This is a genomic window from Nocardia beijingensis NBRC 16342 (assembly GCF_001612785.1).
Taxonomy (GTDB): Bacteria; Actinomycetota; Actinomycetes; order Mycobacteriales; family Mycobacteriaceae; genus Nocardia; species Nocardia beijingensis.
This window is the reverse complement of record NZ_BDBC01000040.1, coordinates 1-13230: the sequence shown is the minus strand read 5'-3', so window position 1 is coordinate 13230 and position 13230 is coordinate 1. Positions and strand designations below refer to the sequence as shown.

Here is a 13230-nt window from a genome sequence, read left to right as displayed (position 1 = left end):
CGTCACAGCTGTGCCTTGAGCTTCGCGGCGAACTCGTAGCCGGCCTGCCACTCGGGGCCGGAGACGGCGAGTACGACACGTGCCGCGCCCGCCTCCGCGTAGGCGTTCAGCTGCTCGGCCGCGCGGCCGGGATCGGTGGCCAGAGTGGGCGCGACGACCGTCACGGTGAGCGGCTGGCGGTCGTATTCTTCGGCCAGCGCGGCCAATTCGGTCACGTGCGCGCCGATCCGGCTCGGCTCGAGCCCGATGGCGACCCAGCCCTCGGCGTAGGCGGCGGCGCGGCGGCGCGCCGCCGGTGCGTCGCCCGCGACGAGCACCGGCGGCATGGTCGCACCGGGCGCCAAGGTGATCTGGGTGCCGTCCTGGAGCACGGTCGGCCGCCCCGCGACCAGGTCGGGCAGCACGCGCAGCGCCTCGTCGGTGCGACGGCCGCGCTCGGCGAAGGACGCGCCCACGGCACGCCACGCGGCATCCCCGTGCACCGGGTTGCCGGTGCCGACCCCGAGGATCAGCCGGTCACCGGAGACGTACTGCAACGTCGCGATCTGCTTCGCGGCCCACGCGGCCGGCCGCAACGCCAGCAGCATCACCCCGTAGCCGATGCGGATGCGGTCGGTCACGGCGGCCGCGGTGGCCAGCACCACGGAGCTGTCCAGCATCGGCCCGCTGGCCGCGAGATGGTCGGTGGACCACACCGAATCCAGGCCGCCCTGCTCGGCGAGGCGGGCGGCGGCGCGCACGTCACCCAGGATGGGCCGCGCGGGATCGGGGGTCGAGGTGGGCAGGATGATGCCGACTTCCAATGTCATGCTCTCGACGCTACGAATTCCCCGCGCCCGCGCCAATGTTCGGCTCGCTCGAGTCGATGTCTCGGACGCTCACACCGTCCCCCGGCGCACGGCGCGTTCCGCACGCCACGGTGGGGGCAGCCCGCCGGTGCGGTGTGCTCCGACGGCCCCCAGCCGAGTCGCGGCACCGGTGCACCGCGAGCATGGAGAGGAGAGTTGGTCGGCGGCTCGCTGGTCGCGCCCCGATTCGTGGCCGATCGGACTCGGGGAAGCAGTGTCTCGACAAGCGCGACCGAGCGGCCGGACCGGTCGCGCCGAACACCCGACTCGGTATCGCAGGCGGGTATCGGCCGCAGTGAGTCGATCGCCGGACACGGTCGGGCACCGGCCGGTGACGGCCGTGCCCTGCGGCTAGGGTGGGCGCATGGTCGAGTCGACGCGAATCGTGCTTGCCTCCCGGCCGGTGGGTGCGCCCACGGCGGAGAATTTCCGGACCGAGACCGCGGAACTCCCCGCTCCGGCCGAGGGCGAGGTCCTGCTGCGCACGCTCTATCTGTCGCTCGACCCGTACATGCGCGGCCGGATGAGTGCGGCCGAGTCCTACGCCGAACCGGTCGCGGTCGGCGCGGTGATGGTCGGCGCGACCGTGGCCGAAGTACTCGAATCGCGCGACCCGTCGCTGGCGAAAGGTGATGTGGTGCTTGCTTATTCGGGGTGGCAGTCGCATGACGTCGCCCCGGCGCGCGGGCTGCGCAAGCTCGATCCGGCAAAGGCTCCGGTTTCCACCGCCCTCGGCGTGCTCGGCATGCCGGGCTTCACCGCCTACGCGGGACTGCGCGAGATCGGCAAACCCCGCCCCGGCGAGACGCTCGTGGTCGCCGCCGCCACCGGGCCGGTCGGCTCGGCCGTCGGCCAGATCGCCAAGATCGGCGGCACGCGCACGGTGGGCGTCGCCGGTGGCCCGCGCAAGGTGGCGTACTTGACCGAACTCGGCTTCGACGTCGCGCTCGACCACCGCGCCCCCGATTTCGCCGAGCAACTCGCGGCGGCGGTCCCCGACGGCATCGACGTCTATTTCGAGAACGTCGGCGGCGCGGTGGCCGACGCGGTGTACCCGCTGCTGAACACCTACGCGCGCGTGCCCGTCTGCGGACTGATCGCCAACTACAACGCCACCGGCGCCCCGGAGGGCCCGGACCGGCTGCCGGGCTTCTACGGCCGGATCCTCACCAAGAGCCTCACCGTGCGCGGGTTCATCCAATCCGAATTCGTCCGTGCGCTGTACCCGGACTTCTTGCGTGAGATGGGTGAGTGGGTCGCCGACGGCCGCGTGCGGTATCTCGAGGACGTCGTGTCCGGCTTGGCCGCGGCCCCCGAGGCGTTCATCGGCATGCTGGAGGGCCGCAACTTCGGCAAGCTGGTCGTGCGGGTCGGCGACTGATCAGCCCGCCAGCGCGCCGCTGCCGATGCTGAGATAGGCCAGCATCAGCACGAACAGGAACCAGCCCGCGCCCTGCCAGATGGGCCAGGTCCGCCCGCGGCGCCACTGCACGTAGGTTTCGACGAAGGCGCCGATACCGCCGATCAGCAACACCACCGGGGGGCCGAGCACCACGGCGAGCTGCGCGGCGGTGTCGCACAGCAGCTTGTCCTGGTCCACGCATTCGCGCTGCGCGGCCCACAACACGGTCAGCAGGAAGACCAGCGCGGCGGTGACGAGCACCGAGACGACGTAGGTCGCGGCGCGCCGGAACCCGCGCGGATCGCGCCAGCGTTTCTCCACGTCGTCGACCATGTGCACCACCTCGCCGTCCGGTTCTCCGACGTGATTGCCGAACGGCGGCGGCTCAAACGCCGCTCAGGGTTTGCGTCCGACCCCGGCCCAGTACCAGGCCGACCGCGCCGCGGCGGGGGCGGCATCGGTGTCCGGACGCCAGGCGTCGGCCGGAACGATCCCCGGCTCGACGAGTTCCGTTCCGGCGAAGAAGGATTCGGTCTCCGAGCGGCTGCGCGGCTGGAACGCGATCCCGGCCTGCTCGGCGGCGGCGGTCGCGCGCGCCATCGGGCGCGGGCCGAAATCGCCGGTAAAGTGGGTGAGCACCAGGTAGCTGCCGGACGGGGCCGCGTCCAGCAGGCGCGCGACGACGCCGTACGGGTCGTCGCTGTCGCGGAAGAACATCATGACCGCGACCAGCAAGATCGCGACGGGCCGGTCCGGGTCGAACGTGTCGGTCAGCGCGGGCGCGTCCAGGATGGCGCCTGGATCGCGCAGGTCGGCGTCGAGGTAAGCGATCCGGCCCTGCGGTGTGCTCGCCGTCAATGCTCTGGCATGGGCGAGCACGAGCGGATCGTTGTCGACGTAGACCACGCGCGCGGCCGGATCGATGCCCTGGGCCACTTCGTGCGTGTTGCCCGCGGTCGGGAGGCCGGTGCCGATGTCGAGGAACTGATCGATGCCCGCCTCGCGGGCCAGATGGCGCACGGCTCGCCCGAGGAACGCGCGATTGGCGCGGGCCATGTCGCGGATGCCGGGGATGTGCATGGCGACCGTGTCGCCGAGGGCGCGGTCGGCGGGGTAGTTGTCCTTGCCGCCGAGCCAGTAGTCGTAGACCCGTGCCTCGTGCGGGAGGCTCGTGTCGAGCTGGGTCGACGATCCGGCGCGCACTCGCGCGTGCCCGTCCGGCATGGCGACTCCCTTCCCAGGCGGCGCCGGTGCGGGGAGGCGCCGCACCGCTGTCGCCTCCGAAGGCGACTCTCGCGCTACGAATTACGCGTCAAGAATAGGGTGACGCATCCACAATGAGCGGTAATTCGGCCGAATGGTCCGGTTTCCCGGCCTATTCGGCGGCGGCGAACCTTGCCGCGATCTCCTGCGCGGTGACCTTGGCGAGTTCGACGAAGAACGGCACCCGTTCGGGAATCATCAGCGTCGTGGGGCCGCGCAGGCCGAGTGCGAACCGGCAGTGGCCCGCCGGGTCGAGAATGGGCAGGCCGATGGTGCGGAAGCCGGGGTCGAGTTCCTCGTCGTTGTAGGCGTACCCGCGCTCGCGCGTGGCGACCAGCTCGGCGCGCAGCTCACCGGGGCCGGACACGGAGCGTTCGGTCCCCTCGTCATAGGGGAGTTCGCGCAGTTGCTCGTCGGTGGCCCCGGACCAGGCGAGCAGGGCCTTGCCGAGCGCGCTGGCGTGCAGGGGCAGCCGCACGCCCTGCAGCTTGTGCCCGTCGGTCTCCCGCCACCGGCTGGTGCCCAGCAGCACCGCGTGGATGCCGTGGCGGGTGGCGACCGAGCAACTGGCTCCGGTGGTGCCCGCGAGCTGTTCCAAACACGGTTCGGCCAGATAGATCCGGTGCTGGCGGTAGGCGATCTGACCCCACTCCGCCAGCGCGCCACCCATGCGGTACCGACTGGATTCGGCGTTCTTCTCCAGGAAACCCGCCTGCACCAGCGTGGCCAGCAGCCGGTGCGTGGTGCTGACCGCCAGACCCTGCTGCCGCGCCACCTCGGAGACGCCGCGCTCGCGGCCGTCGCGGAAACAGTCGAGGACGGAGAGGGCGCGGGTAACGGTCTGCACGCCGGAGGGTTCCACGAAAGCGACGGTAACACAGGAGCTCGCACTCTAAAGTTTCATCTTTCCGATATGTGGAAAGCGCTGACGGGGGGCGGTGGGTGTGATCCGGGAAAGCCGGGGTCGGGTGCCCACTCATCGTGCGTCGAAGCGGGCCAGTACAGAGAACTCGATATGTCAAGCTTTCCGATCTACGGAAAGGATTACCTCGTGACCCCGCGCCGCCGTCCCTACTCTGCGAGGGCATTGATCGACGATTCGGACAAGGAGTCCTCCGATGTGGCGGCAAGCCCTCATGCGCATCGCGCTGGCGATCGTTCCCCTAGTCGCACTCGTCGCCGCGTGTGGTTCGGACACCGACAGCGACACCGGCGCAGGCGCTTCCTTCGTGCTCAAGGTCGCCGACCCGGGGAACTCCGGGCCGCTGGCGGTCGGCAAGCGCGACGGCACCTTCGACGCCGCGCTGGCGCCGCTCGGTGCGAAGATCGAGTGGGTCAGCATCACCCCCGGCTTCAGCTCCAACCTGAAGTTGTTCAACACCAAGGAACTCGACGTCTCCGGCGCGGCGTTCAGCCCCGTCGTCGGCGCGCTGTCCAAGGACGTCGGCGTGCGGATCGTCGCGGTACAGGATCCGGCGGGCAAGGATCAGAGCGGCATCATCGTCACGCCGGAATCGGGCGTGCACTCGGTCGCGGAGCTGGCCGGCAGGCGCGTGGCGGTCAACCCCGCCGCCAAGGGCGAGTACATCCTGCTCAAGGCGCTCGCGCAGGCGGGCGTTCCGGCCGATAAGGTGACCCGGGTTCCGTTGCAGCAGAAGGACGCCGCTTCGGCGTTCGCGACCGGCAAGGTGGACGGCTGGGCTTCGTTCCTGGTGCCCTACCAGGAGGCCAAGGCCAACGGCGGCGTGGAGATCGCCACCGAGAAGAGCATCGGTTCCAACGACAACTCGGTCGTGGTGTTCCGCACCGAGGTGCTCGATCAGCGGCCGGACATCGCGGCGAAGTACCTCCAAGTGCTGCAGGACCTCACGGCGAAACAGCGCGCCAACCCCGCCGACTTCGAGAACGTCTTCGAGAAGACCGGCCCGCGCGCCCTGTCCGGCCAGCGGCTCTCGGACGCCCACCGGGTCGGGGCCGAGGTGACGGTGCCGCACCTGCCGAACGACGCCGACGCCGCCGCGCTGGCCGACGTGGTGAACACCTTCTTCGGCAACGGCGTCATCACCCGCAAGATCACCGCCGCCGACATCTTCTACGACCTGAAGTCGAAGCTGACGCCCGAGCAGCTGGCATCGGTGAAGGCGGGCAGCTGAGATGGCGGTCGTCGTGGCGGCCGGGGTCGGGCCCGCCGAGCTCGCCCCGCCCCGTACCCGAGTCGGGAAGCGCAGGCCCACATGGTTTTCCGTGCCGCTGCGGTTCCTGCTCCCGGCCCTGATCGTCGCGGGTTGGTGGGCTGGTTCGGCCAGCGGAGCGCTCTCCGAGCGCGTGCTGGCGGGGCCGCCAGCGGTGTGGACGGCGTTCACCGAGTTGCTCGGCACCGGCCAGCTGCTGGACTTCGCGGTCGCGTCGTTCACCCGCGCCGCCTTCGGCGTCGGGATCGGGGTGGCCATCGGCCTGCTGCTTGGTCTGGTCTCCGGACTGTCCAGCCTCGGTGAGGAACTGGTCGATTCGACCATGCAGATCCTGCGCGCCGTGCCGTTCCTGGCGCTGGTGCCGCTGTTCATCGCGTGGTTCGGCATCGACGAGCTGTACAAGGTGCTGCTCATCGCCGTCGCGACGGTGGCGCCCATGTACGCCTACACCTATCTCGGCGTGCGCAACGTCGACCGCAAGATGGTCGAGGCCGCCCGGAGTTTCGGGCTCACCGGTCCGCGGCTGGTCTGGGAGGTCATCCTCCCTTCCGCGCTGCCCGGCGTGCTGATGGCGCTGCGCGTGTGCCTGTCCATCAGCATCACCGGCCTCATCGCGGCCGAGCAGGTAGGCACCAAGGAGGGCGTCGGCTACCTCGTCACCTTGGCGCAGGAGTACAACCGCACCGACTACATGGTGCTGTGCGTGGTGTTGTACGCGCTGCTCGGCTTGGTCTTCGACGGGCTGGTGCGGTTGGCGGAGCGCTTCGCGATGCCATGGCGCGGACAGGTGGCGATCCGATGACCGCCGTCACCGAACCCGCGGCCGAGGTGACCACCGCGCCGACGGCGGAGGAGCCGGTCGCCGTCTCGATCACCGGCCTGCGCAAGTCGTTCGGCGCCAAGACCGTGCTCGACGGCGTGGATCTGACCATCCGGCGCGGCGAGTTCGTCGTCCTGCTCGGGCCGAGCGGCACCGGAAAGACCACACTGCTGCGCCTGCTCACCGGACTGGAAGCGCCGGACGCGGGCGAAGTGCTGGTCCCGGCGCGGCGCACCACCGTCTATCAAGAGCCGCGGCTGATTCCCTCGAAACGGGTGCTGGCGAACGTGATCGTCGGCCAGCGCCGTTCCCGGGGCAACCGCGACGCCGGGTTGCGGGCCCTGGCCGAGGTCAACCTCGACGGTAAGGCCAGGCAGTGGCCCGCGACGCTCTCCGGCGGCGAGGCGCAGCGCGCGGCGCTGGCACGCGCGCTCGTCCGCGAGCCGGAACTGCTGCTGCTCGACGAGCCGTTCGCGGCGCTGGACGCGCTGACCCGCCTGCAGATGCAGGATCTGGTGGGCGATCTGGTGGCCCGCCACCGTCCCGCGGTGCTCATGGTGACCCACGACGTGGACGAGGCGATTCGCCTGGCCGACCGCGTGCTGATCCTGGACGAAGGGCGCTTCGCCCTGGACGTCGACATCGACGCGCCCCGCCCGCGCGACCGCGCCGACCCCGAAACCTTGCGTTACCAATCCCTTTTCCTCACTCAGCTCGGCGTGGGTCGCACCACGTCCGCTCCAAGGAGTGCCTCATGACCGACACCCTCTGGTACACCCGTTGCCCGGTACCCACGGCGAGCGGGCTCGCGCACAGCCTCGGCTGGCTCGGCGACACCGCCACGCGGGCCGGGCTGGAGTTCGGCGTCCTCCAGGACGCGGGGCCCGAGCTCGCGGGCCATCATTTCCTGCACGACCTGTCCGGGCTGATCCGCGAGGGCGGCAACGTTCCGGCCCTCGCGGCGCGCGCCCAGGGCTCACCGACCCGGTTGATCGGTCTGACCTGGATCGATGAGGCGCAAGCGATCCTGGTCGGGCCGGAGTCCACGGTCGGCGGCCCGACGGAGCTGGCCGGTCTGCGCATCGGCGTCCCGGCTTGGGCGCAAGACCAGCCGCGCAGCTTTCCCCGCGCGATGGCGCTGCACGGTTTCGCGAACGCGCTGCGACTCGGCGGGCACACCCTCGCCGACGTCCGCATGACCGAGATCGGCGTCGAGCGCGACCCGCAGGTGCGCACCGAGGTCCAGGCGAATCGCCGCGTGGTCACCTGGGGCGTCGAAGAGTTGCTGCGCGGTGAGGTGGACGCCATCTACGTCAAGGGCGCCCGCGCACAGGAGGTCGCGCGGGAGCACGGTCTGCGCGTCGCGGTGGATCTGGACGCCACCGAGGCCAAACGCTTCCGGGTGAACAACGGCACGCCTCGCCCCATCACCGTGCACGAGGAGCTGCTCCAGTCGCGTCCGGAGGTGGTCGTCGAGTTTCTCGCGCAGAGCCTGCGCGCGGCGGACTGGGCCGCGGGCGATCTGACCGGCGTCCGGGAGGTACTCCAGCGCGAGACGCTGTCCGGCCCGGAGGGCGTCGTCGCGGCGTACGGCGAGAACTTCCACCGGGATCTGCACCCCTCGCTGTCGGACGAGCGGATCGAGCTGATCGGCGTGCAGAAGCAATTCCTCTACACGCACGGTTTCCTCGCCGCCGACTTCGATCTGGATTCCTGGGTCGCGCCCGAGCCGCTGGCCAGGGCCAGGGAGCTCGTCGCGTCCGGGAAGGTCCCCGCATGACGGAATTCCTGTGGCGCTTGCCCTCCCGTGGCGACGGCCGCCACGCCCGCCCCGAACGACGCAACCGCGGCGGCTTCGGCGGACCGGCGCCGGTGACGCCCGCGACCGACCTGCGGCCGGGGCGCTTCGGCCCGTTCGACGACCTCGCCCAGGTCATCGATGCCGCCGAACTGGCCGGGCTCGACGGCGTGCTCGCGCCCTACGATCCGCACGGCGAGGAATCGTGGATCGTGGCGGGCGGCGCGCTGCGCCGCACCCGGCACTCGCGCGTCGTCGTCGAATTCCAGCCCGCCTTCGGCACTCCCGTCTACGCCGCGAAGATGTCGGCCACCCTGCAACGTCTCTCGGGCGGCCGCCTGGCCTGGCAGCTGGCCGTCGACACCGATCCGGCCGACGCGCGGGCGCGCGGCGACCGCGTCACCGGGGACGACCGCTACGCCAGGGCCGCTGAGTTCCTGACCGTCGCCCGGGGCGTATGGAACGACGCTGCGGTGCCGTCGGCGGGTTTCGCCGGTACCGGATTCCACTACGAAGGCGCGTACTACGACGTGATCGACGGTGGTTTCCGCGGCATCCTGTCCGGACTGCCGTTCCCGGCGGTCTATACCTCCGGTGCTTCCACGGCGGCCATCGCGCTGTCGGCCGAACACGGTGACGTGCACGTCTTCACCGAGACCGCGGCGGGCGTGCGTACCGCGATCGCCGCCCTGCGCGAACGCGCGACGGCGGCGGGGCGGACGGTGCGCGCCGGACTGGAGTTGCCGGTCATCGCGCGGGAAACCGAAGACGAGGCATGGGCCCGCGCCGAACGCCAGTGGCGCGAGGTGCACCCGGAAGGTCCCGGCGCACGGCAGCACGATCTGGGTGACGGCCGGTGGGCGGGATTCGCCGACCTCGGATACGCCGCGAATATCGGCCTCGTTGGCAGCTATGAGCAAGTAGCGCAACGCCTTTCGTCCTATATCGAGGCTGGCGTCGACAGCGTGGTGCTCTCCGGGCACCCGCACATCGAGGAACTGCACCGCGTGGGCGAACACCTCTTGTTCCTCGCCGACCCGGCCGGCCGCACGCTGACCGCGCAGGAGGCGATCGCATGACCATCGACATCTACTGGCGCATCGGCATGGAGGGCGACCACGCGTCGCTGCGCACGCCGCGCCGCTACAACCGCGGCCACGCCAACGGTTACGGGCCGGGCAATATCGCACCCGCCATCCGTGCCGGCGCCCTGGACGGCTATGGCTACATCGACCACATGGCGGCGGTGGCGAAGGCCTCCGAATCGGCCGGTTTCCTCGGTGGCCTGCTGCCGTCGTTCCCCGTGACCGACGACCCGTGGGCGGTCGCCGCGGCGCTGGCCGGGGAGACCACCACCTACCGGTTCATGGTCGCCTTCCAGCCCGGCTTCCTGCATCCGGTGCAGGCGGCGCGGATGTCGGCCAGCCTGCAGCGCGCCACCGGCGGCCGGTTGGTCTACAACATCATCAGCGGTGGCGGCGGGCCCGCCCAGCTGTGGTGGGGCGACAAGGTCGCACACGACGACCGCTACGCCCGCACCAGCGAATTCCTCGACGTGCTGCGCGGCGTATGGGACGGCGAGCCCTACGACCACGAGGGCCGGTTCTTCCGCACCGAGGGCGCGGCGCTCGCGCCGGGCATCGCCGGTCAGCCGTTCCCCGAGGTGTACTTCTCGGGGTCCTCCGCCGCCGCCGTGCACGCCGCGGGCAGGCACGCCGACTACTACCTGTCCTGGCTGGAGCCGTTCGCCGATCTGCGCGCCAAGTTCGACGGCGTCCGCGCGAACGCCGGAAGCATCGGCCGCACACCGAAGTTCGCCGTGCGCATCGACGTCGTGGCCCGGCACACCGAGGAGGCGGCCTGGGCGGAGATCGAGAAGGGCTGGGCTTTCGTCGACCGCGGCGCGGCCGAGCGCGCCGCCAAGGGCGATTCGGTCGGCGCCGCCCGCATCCAGGGCTGGGTGCCCGAGACCATCACCGGCTACCGCGACCTCGAGGTCCAGCCCAACGTCTGGTGCGGATTCAGCCTGATCCGAGGTGGTCCCGCGTTCGGCCTCGTCGGCAGCTACGAGCAGGTGGCGCAGCGGCTCGACGAGCTGATCGACCTCGGCGTCGACGCGTTCATCCTCGCGGGCAACCCGCACCTCGAGGAGGCCTACCGCGTCGGCGAAGAGGTGCTCCCGCTGCTCGGCCGATCCCGGCTCACCGCGTCCGCCGCCGCGGCGTCCCTTTCCCCCGCTCGATAGATCCAGGAGAGACCATGACCACCACCGAGACCCGATTGCCGGAGTCCGTCGCCGCTTTCGTCGCCGCCGCCGCGCGCGACGCCGAGAAGGCGTTCCGGGTGTTCCGGGAGACCGGCACCGTCTCCGGCAACGGCACCGTCAATTTCGTGGAGCGCGTTCCCGGTGCGGAGATCGCCGTCGCGTTGAACGAGCCGGGCCCGTGGGCCGACGACCGCACCGTCGCGCCGGTGGTCGCCACCTTCGACGGCGAGGTGCTGGCAGGCACGGGCTCCGCGGGGTTCGTCACCGGGTACGCGAAGGTGTTCCGCGCGCATCCGGAGATCACCTCCGTCGTGCACATCCACACACCGTGGCTGGGCGGATGGGCGCAGACCCATCGCACGCTGCCGATCCGCTACGCGGCCGCCCAGCGGCTCACGCTGTCCAGGGCCGTCCCGCCGCACATCGACCGCAGCATCGGCGCGGGCGATTTCATCCTGTCCAAGCTGGTCGACGACCCGGATCTGGTCGCGATCTTCGAGGCCAACGGCGGCGCGAACGTCATCGGCCGCGCGGGGCTGCTGGAGCTGGCGAAGTTCGTCGTGCTGCTGGAAGAAGGCGCGCAGTATCAGGCGATCGCCGAAACATTGGGCGGCTCGGCCGAATTCGATCCGTCCAACCTCGCGGTGCAGTGGAGCCGCACCGGCCTCGCCGACGAGGCGCGCCGCCGCGGCCTGATCTGACCGGCCCCGCACATCGAGATCGAGGAGCGATCATGACCATTCGTGTCGGCTATTTCCCGCACAACAACTCCCTGTTCGTCCTGCGCCACCGCGGCATACTGGAGAACCTGCTGCCCGACGTGGAGTGGGTCGACCTGCGTGAGTTGCCGCGCCCGGCCCCGGTCGATCCGAAGCGCGGGTTGCCGTCGCTGCATTCGGATCATCTGTTCGACGGCGGCTACGACTTCATCGGCACCGGTTTCACCCCGCCGGTGACCGCCCTCGCCAACGGCCGCGACATCGTCTACGTCGGCATCTCCGGGCCGCGCGTGGAGAACGGCCGCCTGGTCGCCAAGGCCGATGCCGGCATCGAGACGGTGCTGGACCTGAAGGGCAAGCGGGTCGGCATCGCCCACGGCTCCTGGCAGACCACCCTCGCGCTGTTCGCGCTGGACCGGGCGGGGCTGGCCTGGAAGGACATCGAACCGGTCGACGTCGACGTGCACGACGGCGGCGCCGCGCTGCTGCGCGGCGACCTCGACGCCTGGGTCGGCGCGTATCCCGGTCTCGCCACCATCGAGGAGGCCGCCGACCTGCGCACTCTCGTGGATACGGAATCGCTGTTCAGCCACCCCTCGCTGTGGTTCACCCGCCGGGACTTCGCCGAGGGCAACCGTGAGGCGCTGACGGCGATCATCACGGCTCTGCAACAGTCGGACGCGTGGATCACGGAGAACCCCCGCGCGGCCGCACAGTACTTCGTGGACGACGTGGTGGCCCGCGGCGGAACCGCGAGCCTGGACGCGTGGGAGGCCGCGCTGCGCGGGCGGCCCTTCGGTGTCGAACCCGTCTCCGAGGATTTCCTGAACGAACAGCAGCACGCGGCCGATCTGCTGGCGGCCAACGGCCTGCTGCCACGGACCGTGCGGGTCCGGGACGCGGTCGTGCCGTGGATCGGCGAGACGGTGCGTGCCGGATCCGGTGTAACGGCGTAATCGGAGACGACGGCCGGGCCGGGGTGTCGGAGCGACCCCCGGCCCCTTCGCCTGCGGCGCGGTCAGCGCCGCGACATGCCCGGATGGCCGCCGTGCCTTTCGGCGGCGCGCAGCTCACACCAATAGGCCGCGACGACGGTGGCGTAACCGGCCACGACGGCTGTCGCGGTGACGATCACCAGTGTGATGAATAGTGGAATCAAGAAAGCGGTGTGCATTGTGCCCTCCCCGCGGTCACGCTGATCTCAGCGGAAGGTTCGGCGCCGCACTGCACCGACATCATGTCAGTTCCTGCACCTAGTGAAATCGTAGTGGTCGCAGCGTGGTCCGGCACGGGGTGCGGCTGTGAGTTGAATCATGCGCACCACGGTGTGTCGCGCGGAATACACCCGCGGCGTGCGGTCTAATCGATCTTGTCACGTGGTCACCGGCAACCATCCGGAAAACGGGCACGACCACGGCACGGGACCGCCGGATCGGCGGCCGTCGCAGTGCCCGTGGCGCGCCGGACTCCTCGGTAGCGCAGCTCTTTCTCTCGAATTGTCTCCAGCATCACCTCGCCATGTGAAAAAGGAGCACGAACGTGAGCATGATTCTCGCCGCGCTGCACGACACCGTGATGGCGCAGCAATTCGAAAATCCGACCCCGGAAGAACCGCCGCTGGCGGACAAATTGATGCAGATGGGCCGCTACTTCACCTGGTTGGTGCAGTTGTCGGGCATCACGGCGATCACCTACGGCGGGGGCAGGTTCGCCTGGGAGAAATGGAACGGCGGCAGTCTCCAGTCGCCGAAGATGGTCGCCAGCGCCATGGCCGGTGGCGCGGTGGCGACGAGCGCGGGCACGATCATGAACGCGATCATCGGCTGACGCGAACCGCGCGGGCCGCCAGGTCGCGCGCCGCGAGCGGAGCCGACCGCGTTCCCGCGGCATGGCGCTCGGCGAACACGCGCTCGCCGAGCGCC

Annotated in this window: 15 protein-coding genes; 10 read left to right on the top strand and 5 right to left on the bottom strand. The window is 70.5% G+C overall.

Going from position 1 to position 13230, the window contains the following annotated elements:
* Nucleotides 1-2: 2 nt before the first annotated feature.
* Complete coding sequence (locus tag NB3_RS22285; RefSeq protein WP_067806804.1) at nucleotides 3-809, bottom strand: LLM class flavin-dependent oxidoreductase; 807 nt, start codon at nucleotides 807-809, stop codon at nucleotides 3-5.
* Between the two features lie 403 nt (nucleotides 810-1212).
* On the opposite strand from NB3_RS22285, the gene curA reads away from it, so the two are divergent.
* A complete protein-coding gene (gene curA, locus NB3_RS22280; RefSeq protein WP_067806801.1) occupies nucleotides 1213-2229 on the top strand; it encodes an NADPH-dependent curcumin/dihydrocurcumin reductase in 1017 nt (338 codons plus the stop codon).
* Here the strand turns inward: curA and NB3_RS22275 are convergent, their stop codons facing one another.
* The 3 genes from NB3_RS22275 to NB3_RS22265 all read right to left on the bottom strand — a co-directional run bounded on the left by NB3_RS22275 (nucleotide 2230) and on the right by NB3_RS22265 (nucleotide 4375).
* A complete protein-coding gene (locus tag NB3_RS22275; RefSeq protein WP_067806852.1) occupies nucleotides 2230-2583 on the bottom strand; it encodes a hypothetical protein in 354 nt (117 codons plus the stop codon).
* A gap of 63 nt (nucleotides 2584-2646) precedes the next feature.
* Complete coding sequence (locus NB3_RS22270; protein WP_067806798.1) at nucleotides 2647-3474, bottom strand: SAM-dependent methyltransferase; 828 nt, start codon at nucleotides 3472-3474, stop codon at nucleotides 2647-2649.
* Between the two features lie 151 nt (nucleotides 3475-3625).
* Complete coding sequence (locus tag NB3_RS22265; protein ID WP_067806795.1) at nucleotides 3626-4375, bottom strand: IclR family transcriptional regulator; 750 nt, start codon at nucleotides 4373-4375, stop codon at nucleotides 3626-3628.
* Between the two features lie 256 nt (nucleotides 4376-4631).
* On the opposite strand from NB3_RS22265, the gene NB3_RS22260 reads away from it, so the two are divergent.
* From NB3_RS22260 to NB3_RS22225, 8 genes are read left to right on the top strand one after another with little or no spacing between them, the layout of a single operon-like run.
* The gene (locus NB3_RS22260; protein ID WP_067806791.1) at nucleotides 4632-5666 is read left to right on the top strand and encodes an NrtA/SsuA/CpmA family ABC transporter substrate-binding protein; all 1035 of its coding nucleotides are present in this window, start codon (nucleotides 4632-4634) and stop codon (nucleotides 5664-5666) included.
* Nucleotide 5667: 1 nt separating this feature from the next.
* Nucleotides 5668-6507 (top strand): ABC transporter permease, encoded by an 840-nt coding sequence (locus NB3_RS22255; protein ID WP_067806788.1) that lies wholly within the window; start codon nucleotides 5668-5670, stop codon nucleotides 6505-6507.
* Complete coding sequence (locus NB3_RS22250) at nucleotides 6504-7283, top strand: ABC transporter ATP-binding protein (protein WP_067806785.1); 780 nt, start codon at nucleotides 6504-6506, stop codon at nucleotides 7281-7283. Before NB3_RS22255 ends, NB3_RS22250 begins: the two co-directional genes overlap by 4 nt.
* Nucleotides 7280-8305: an ABC transporter substrate-binding protein gene (locus tag NB3_RS22245; RefSeq protein WP_067806782.1), complete on the top strand. Its 1026-nt coding sequence runs from the start codon at nucleotides 7280-7282 to the stop codon at nucleotides 8303-8305. The genes NB3_RS22250 and NB3_RS22245 overlap by 4 nt, the downstream gene beginning before the upstream one ends.
* On the top strand, nucleotides 8302-9402 hold the full coding sequence (locus NB3_RS22240; RefSeq protein WP_067806779.1) for an LLM class flavin-dependent oxidoreductase: 1101 nt from the start codon (nucleotides 8302-8304) through the stop codon (nucleotides 9400-9402). The genes NB3_RS22245 and NB3_RS22240 overlap by 4 nt, the downstream gene beginning before the upstream one ends.
* Nucleotides 9399-10568: an LLM class flavin-dependent oxidoreductase gene (locus tag NB3_RS22235; RefSeq protein WP_067806777.1), complete on the top strand. Its 1170-nt coding sequence runs from the start codon at nucleotides 9399-9401 to the stop codon at nucleotides 10566-10568. Before NB3_RS22240 ends, NB3_RS22235 begins: the two co-directional genes overlap by 4 nt.
* Nucleotides 10569-10582: 14 nt before the next feature.
* The gene (locus NB3_RS22230; protein ID WP_067806774.1) at nucleotides 10583-11290 is read left to right on the top strand and encodes a class II aldolase/adducin family protein; all 708 of its coding nucleotides are present in this window, start codon (nucleotides 10583-10585) and stop codon (nucleotides 11288-11290) included.
* A 32-nt stretch (nucleotides 11291-11322) separates the two neighbouring features.
* Nucleotides 11323-12264, top strand: a complete 942-nt coding sequence (locus NB3_RS22225; protein WP_067806771.1) for an ABC transporter substrate-binding protein — start codon at nucleotides 11323-11325, stop codon at nucleotides 12262-12264.
* 62 nt (nucleotides 12265-12326) lie between these two features.
* Here the strand turns inward: NB3_RS22225 and NB3_RS35225 are convergent, their stop codons facing one another.
* Nucleotides 12327-12482, bottom strand: coding sequence for a hypothetical protein (locus NB3_RS35225; RefSeq protein WP_157111947.1), 156 nt, complete (start codon nucleotides 12480-12482; stop codon nucleotides 12327-12329).
* A gap of 371 nt (nucleotides 12483-12853) precedes the next feature.
* Between NB3_RS35225 and NB3_RS22220 the strand changes: the two genes are divergently transcribed.
* Nucleotides 12854-13135, top strand: a complete 282-nt coding sequence (locus NB3_RS22220; protein WP_067806768.1) for a hypothetical protein — start codon at nucleotides 12854-12856, stop codon at nucleotides 13133-13135.
* Nucleotides 13136-13230: the final 95 nt, after the last annotated feature.

Coding starts and splice junctions, on each gene's coding strand:
- NB3_RS22285 (WP_067806804.1), bottom strand. CDS start 809: ATGACATTGGAAGTCGGCATCATCCTGCCCACCTCGACCCCCGATCCC.
- curA (WP_067806801.1), top strand. CDS start 1,213: ATGGTCGAGTCGACGCGAATCGTGCTTGCCTCCCGGCCGGTGGGTGCG.
- NB3_RS22275 (WP_067806852.1), bottom strand. CDS start 2,583: ATGGTCGACGACGTGGAGAAACGCTGGCGCGATCCGCGCGGGTTCCGG.
- NB3_RS22270 (WP_067806798.1), bottom strand. CDS start 3,474: ATGCCGGACGGGCACGCGCGAGTGCGCGCCGGATCGTCGACCCAGCTC.
- NB3_RS22260 (WP_067806791.1), top strand. CDS start 4,632: ATGTGGCGGCAAGCCCTCATGCGCATCGCGCTGGCGATCGTTCCCCTA.
- NB3_RS22255 (WP_067806788.1), top strand. CDS start 5,668: ATGGCGGTCGTCGTGGCGGCCGGGGTCGGGCCCGCCGAGCTCGCCCCG.
- NB3_RS22250 (WP_067806785.1), top strand. CDS start 6,504: ATGACCGCCGTCACCGAACCCGCGGCCGAGGTGACCACCGCGCCGACG.
- NB3_RS22245 (WP_067806782.1), top strand. CDS start 7,280: ATGACCGACACCCTCTGGTACACCCGTTGCCCGGTACCCACGGCGAGC.
- NB3_RS22240 (WP_067806779.1), top strand. CDS start 8,302: ATGACGGAATTCCTGTGGCGCTTGCCCTCCCGTGGCGACGGCCGCCAC.
- NB3_RS22235 (WP_067806777.1), top strand. CDS start 9,399: ATGACCATCGACATCTACTGGCGCATCGGCATGGAGGGCGACCACGCG.
- NB3_RS22230 (WP_067806774.1), top strand. CDS start 10,583: ATGACCACCACCGAGACCCGATTGCCGGAGTCCGTCGCCGCTTTCGTC.
- NB3_RS22225 (WP_067806771.1), top strand. CDS start 11,323: ATGACCATTCGTGTCGGCTATTTCCCGCACAACAACTCCCTGTTCGTC.
- NB3_RS35225 (WP_157111947.1), bottom strand. CDS start 12,482: ATGCACACCGCTTTCTTGATTCCACTATTCATCACACTGGTGATCGTC.
- NB3_RS22220 (WP_067806768.1), top strand. CDS start 12,854: ATGATTCTCGCCGCGCTGCACGACACCGTGATGGCGCAGCAATTCGAA.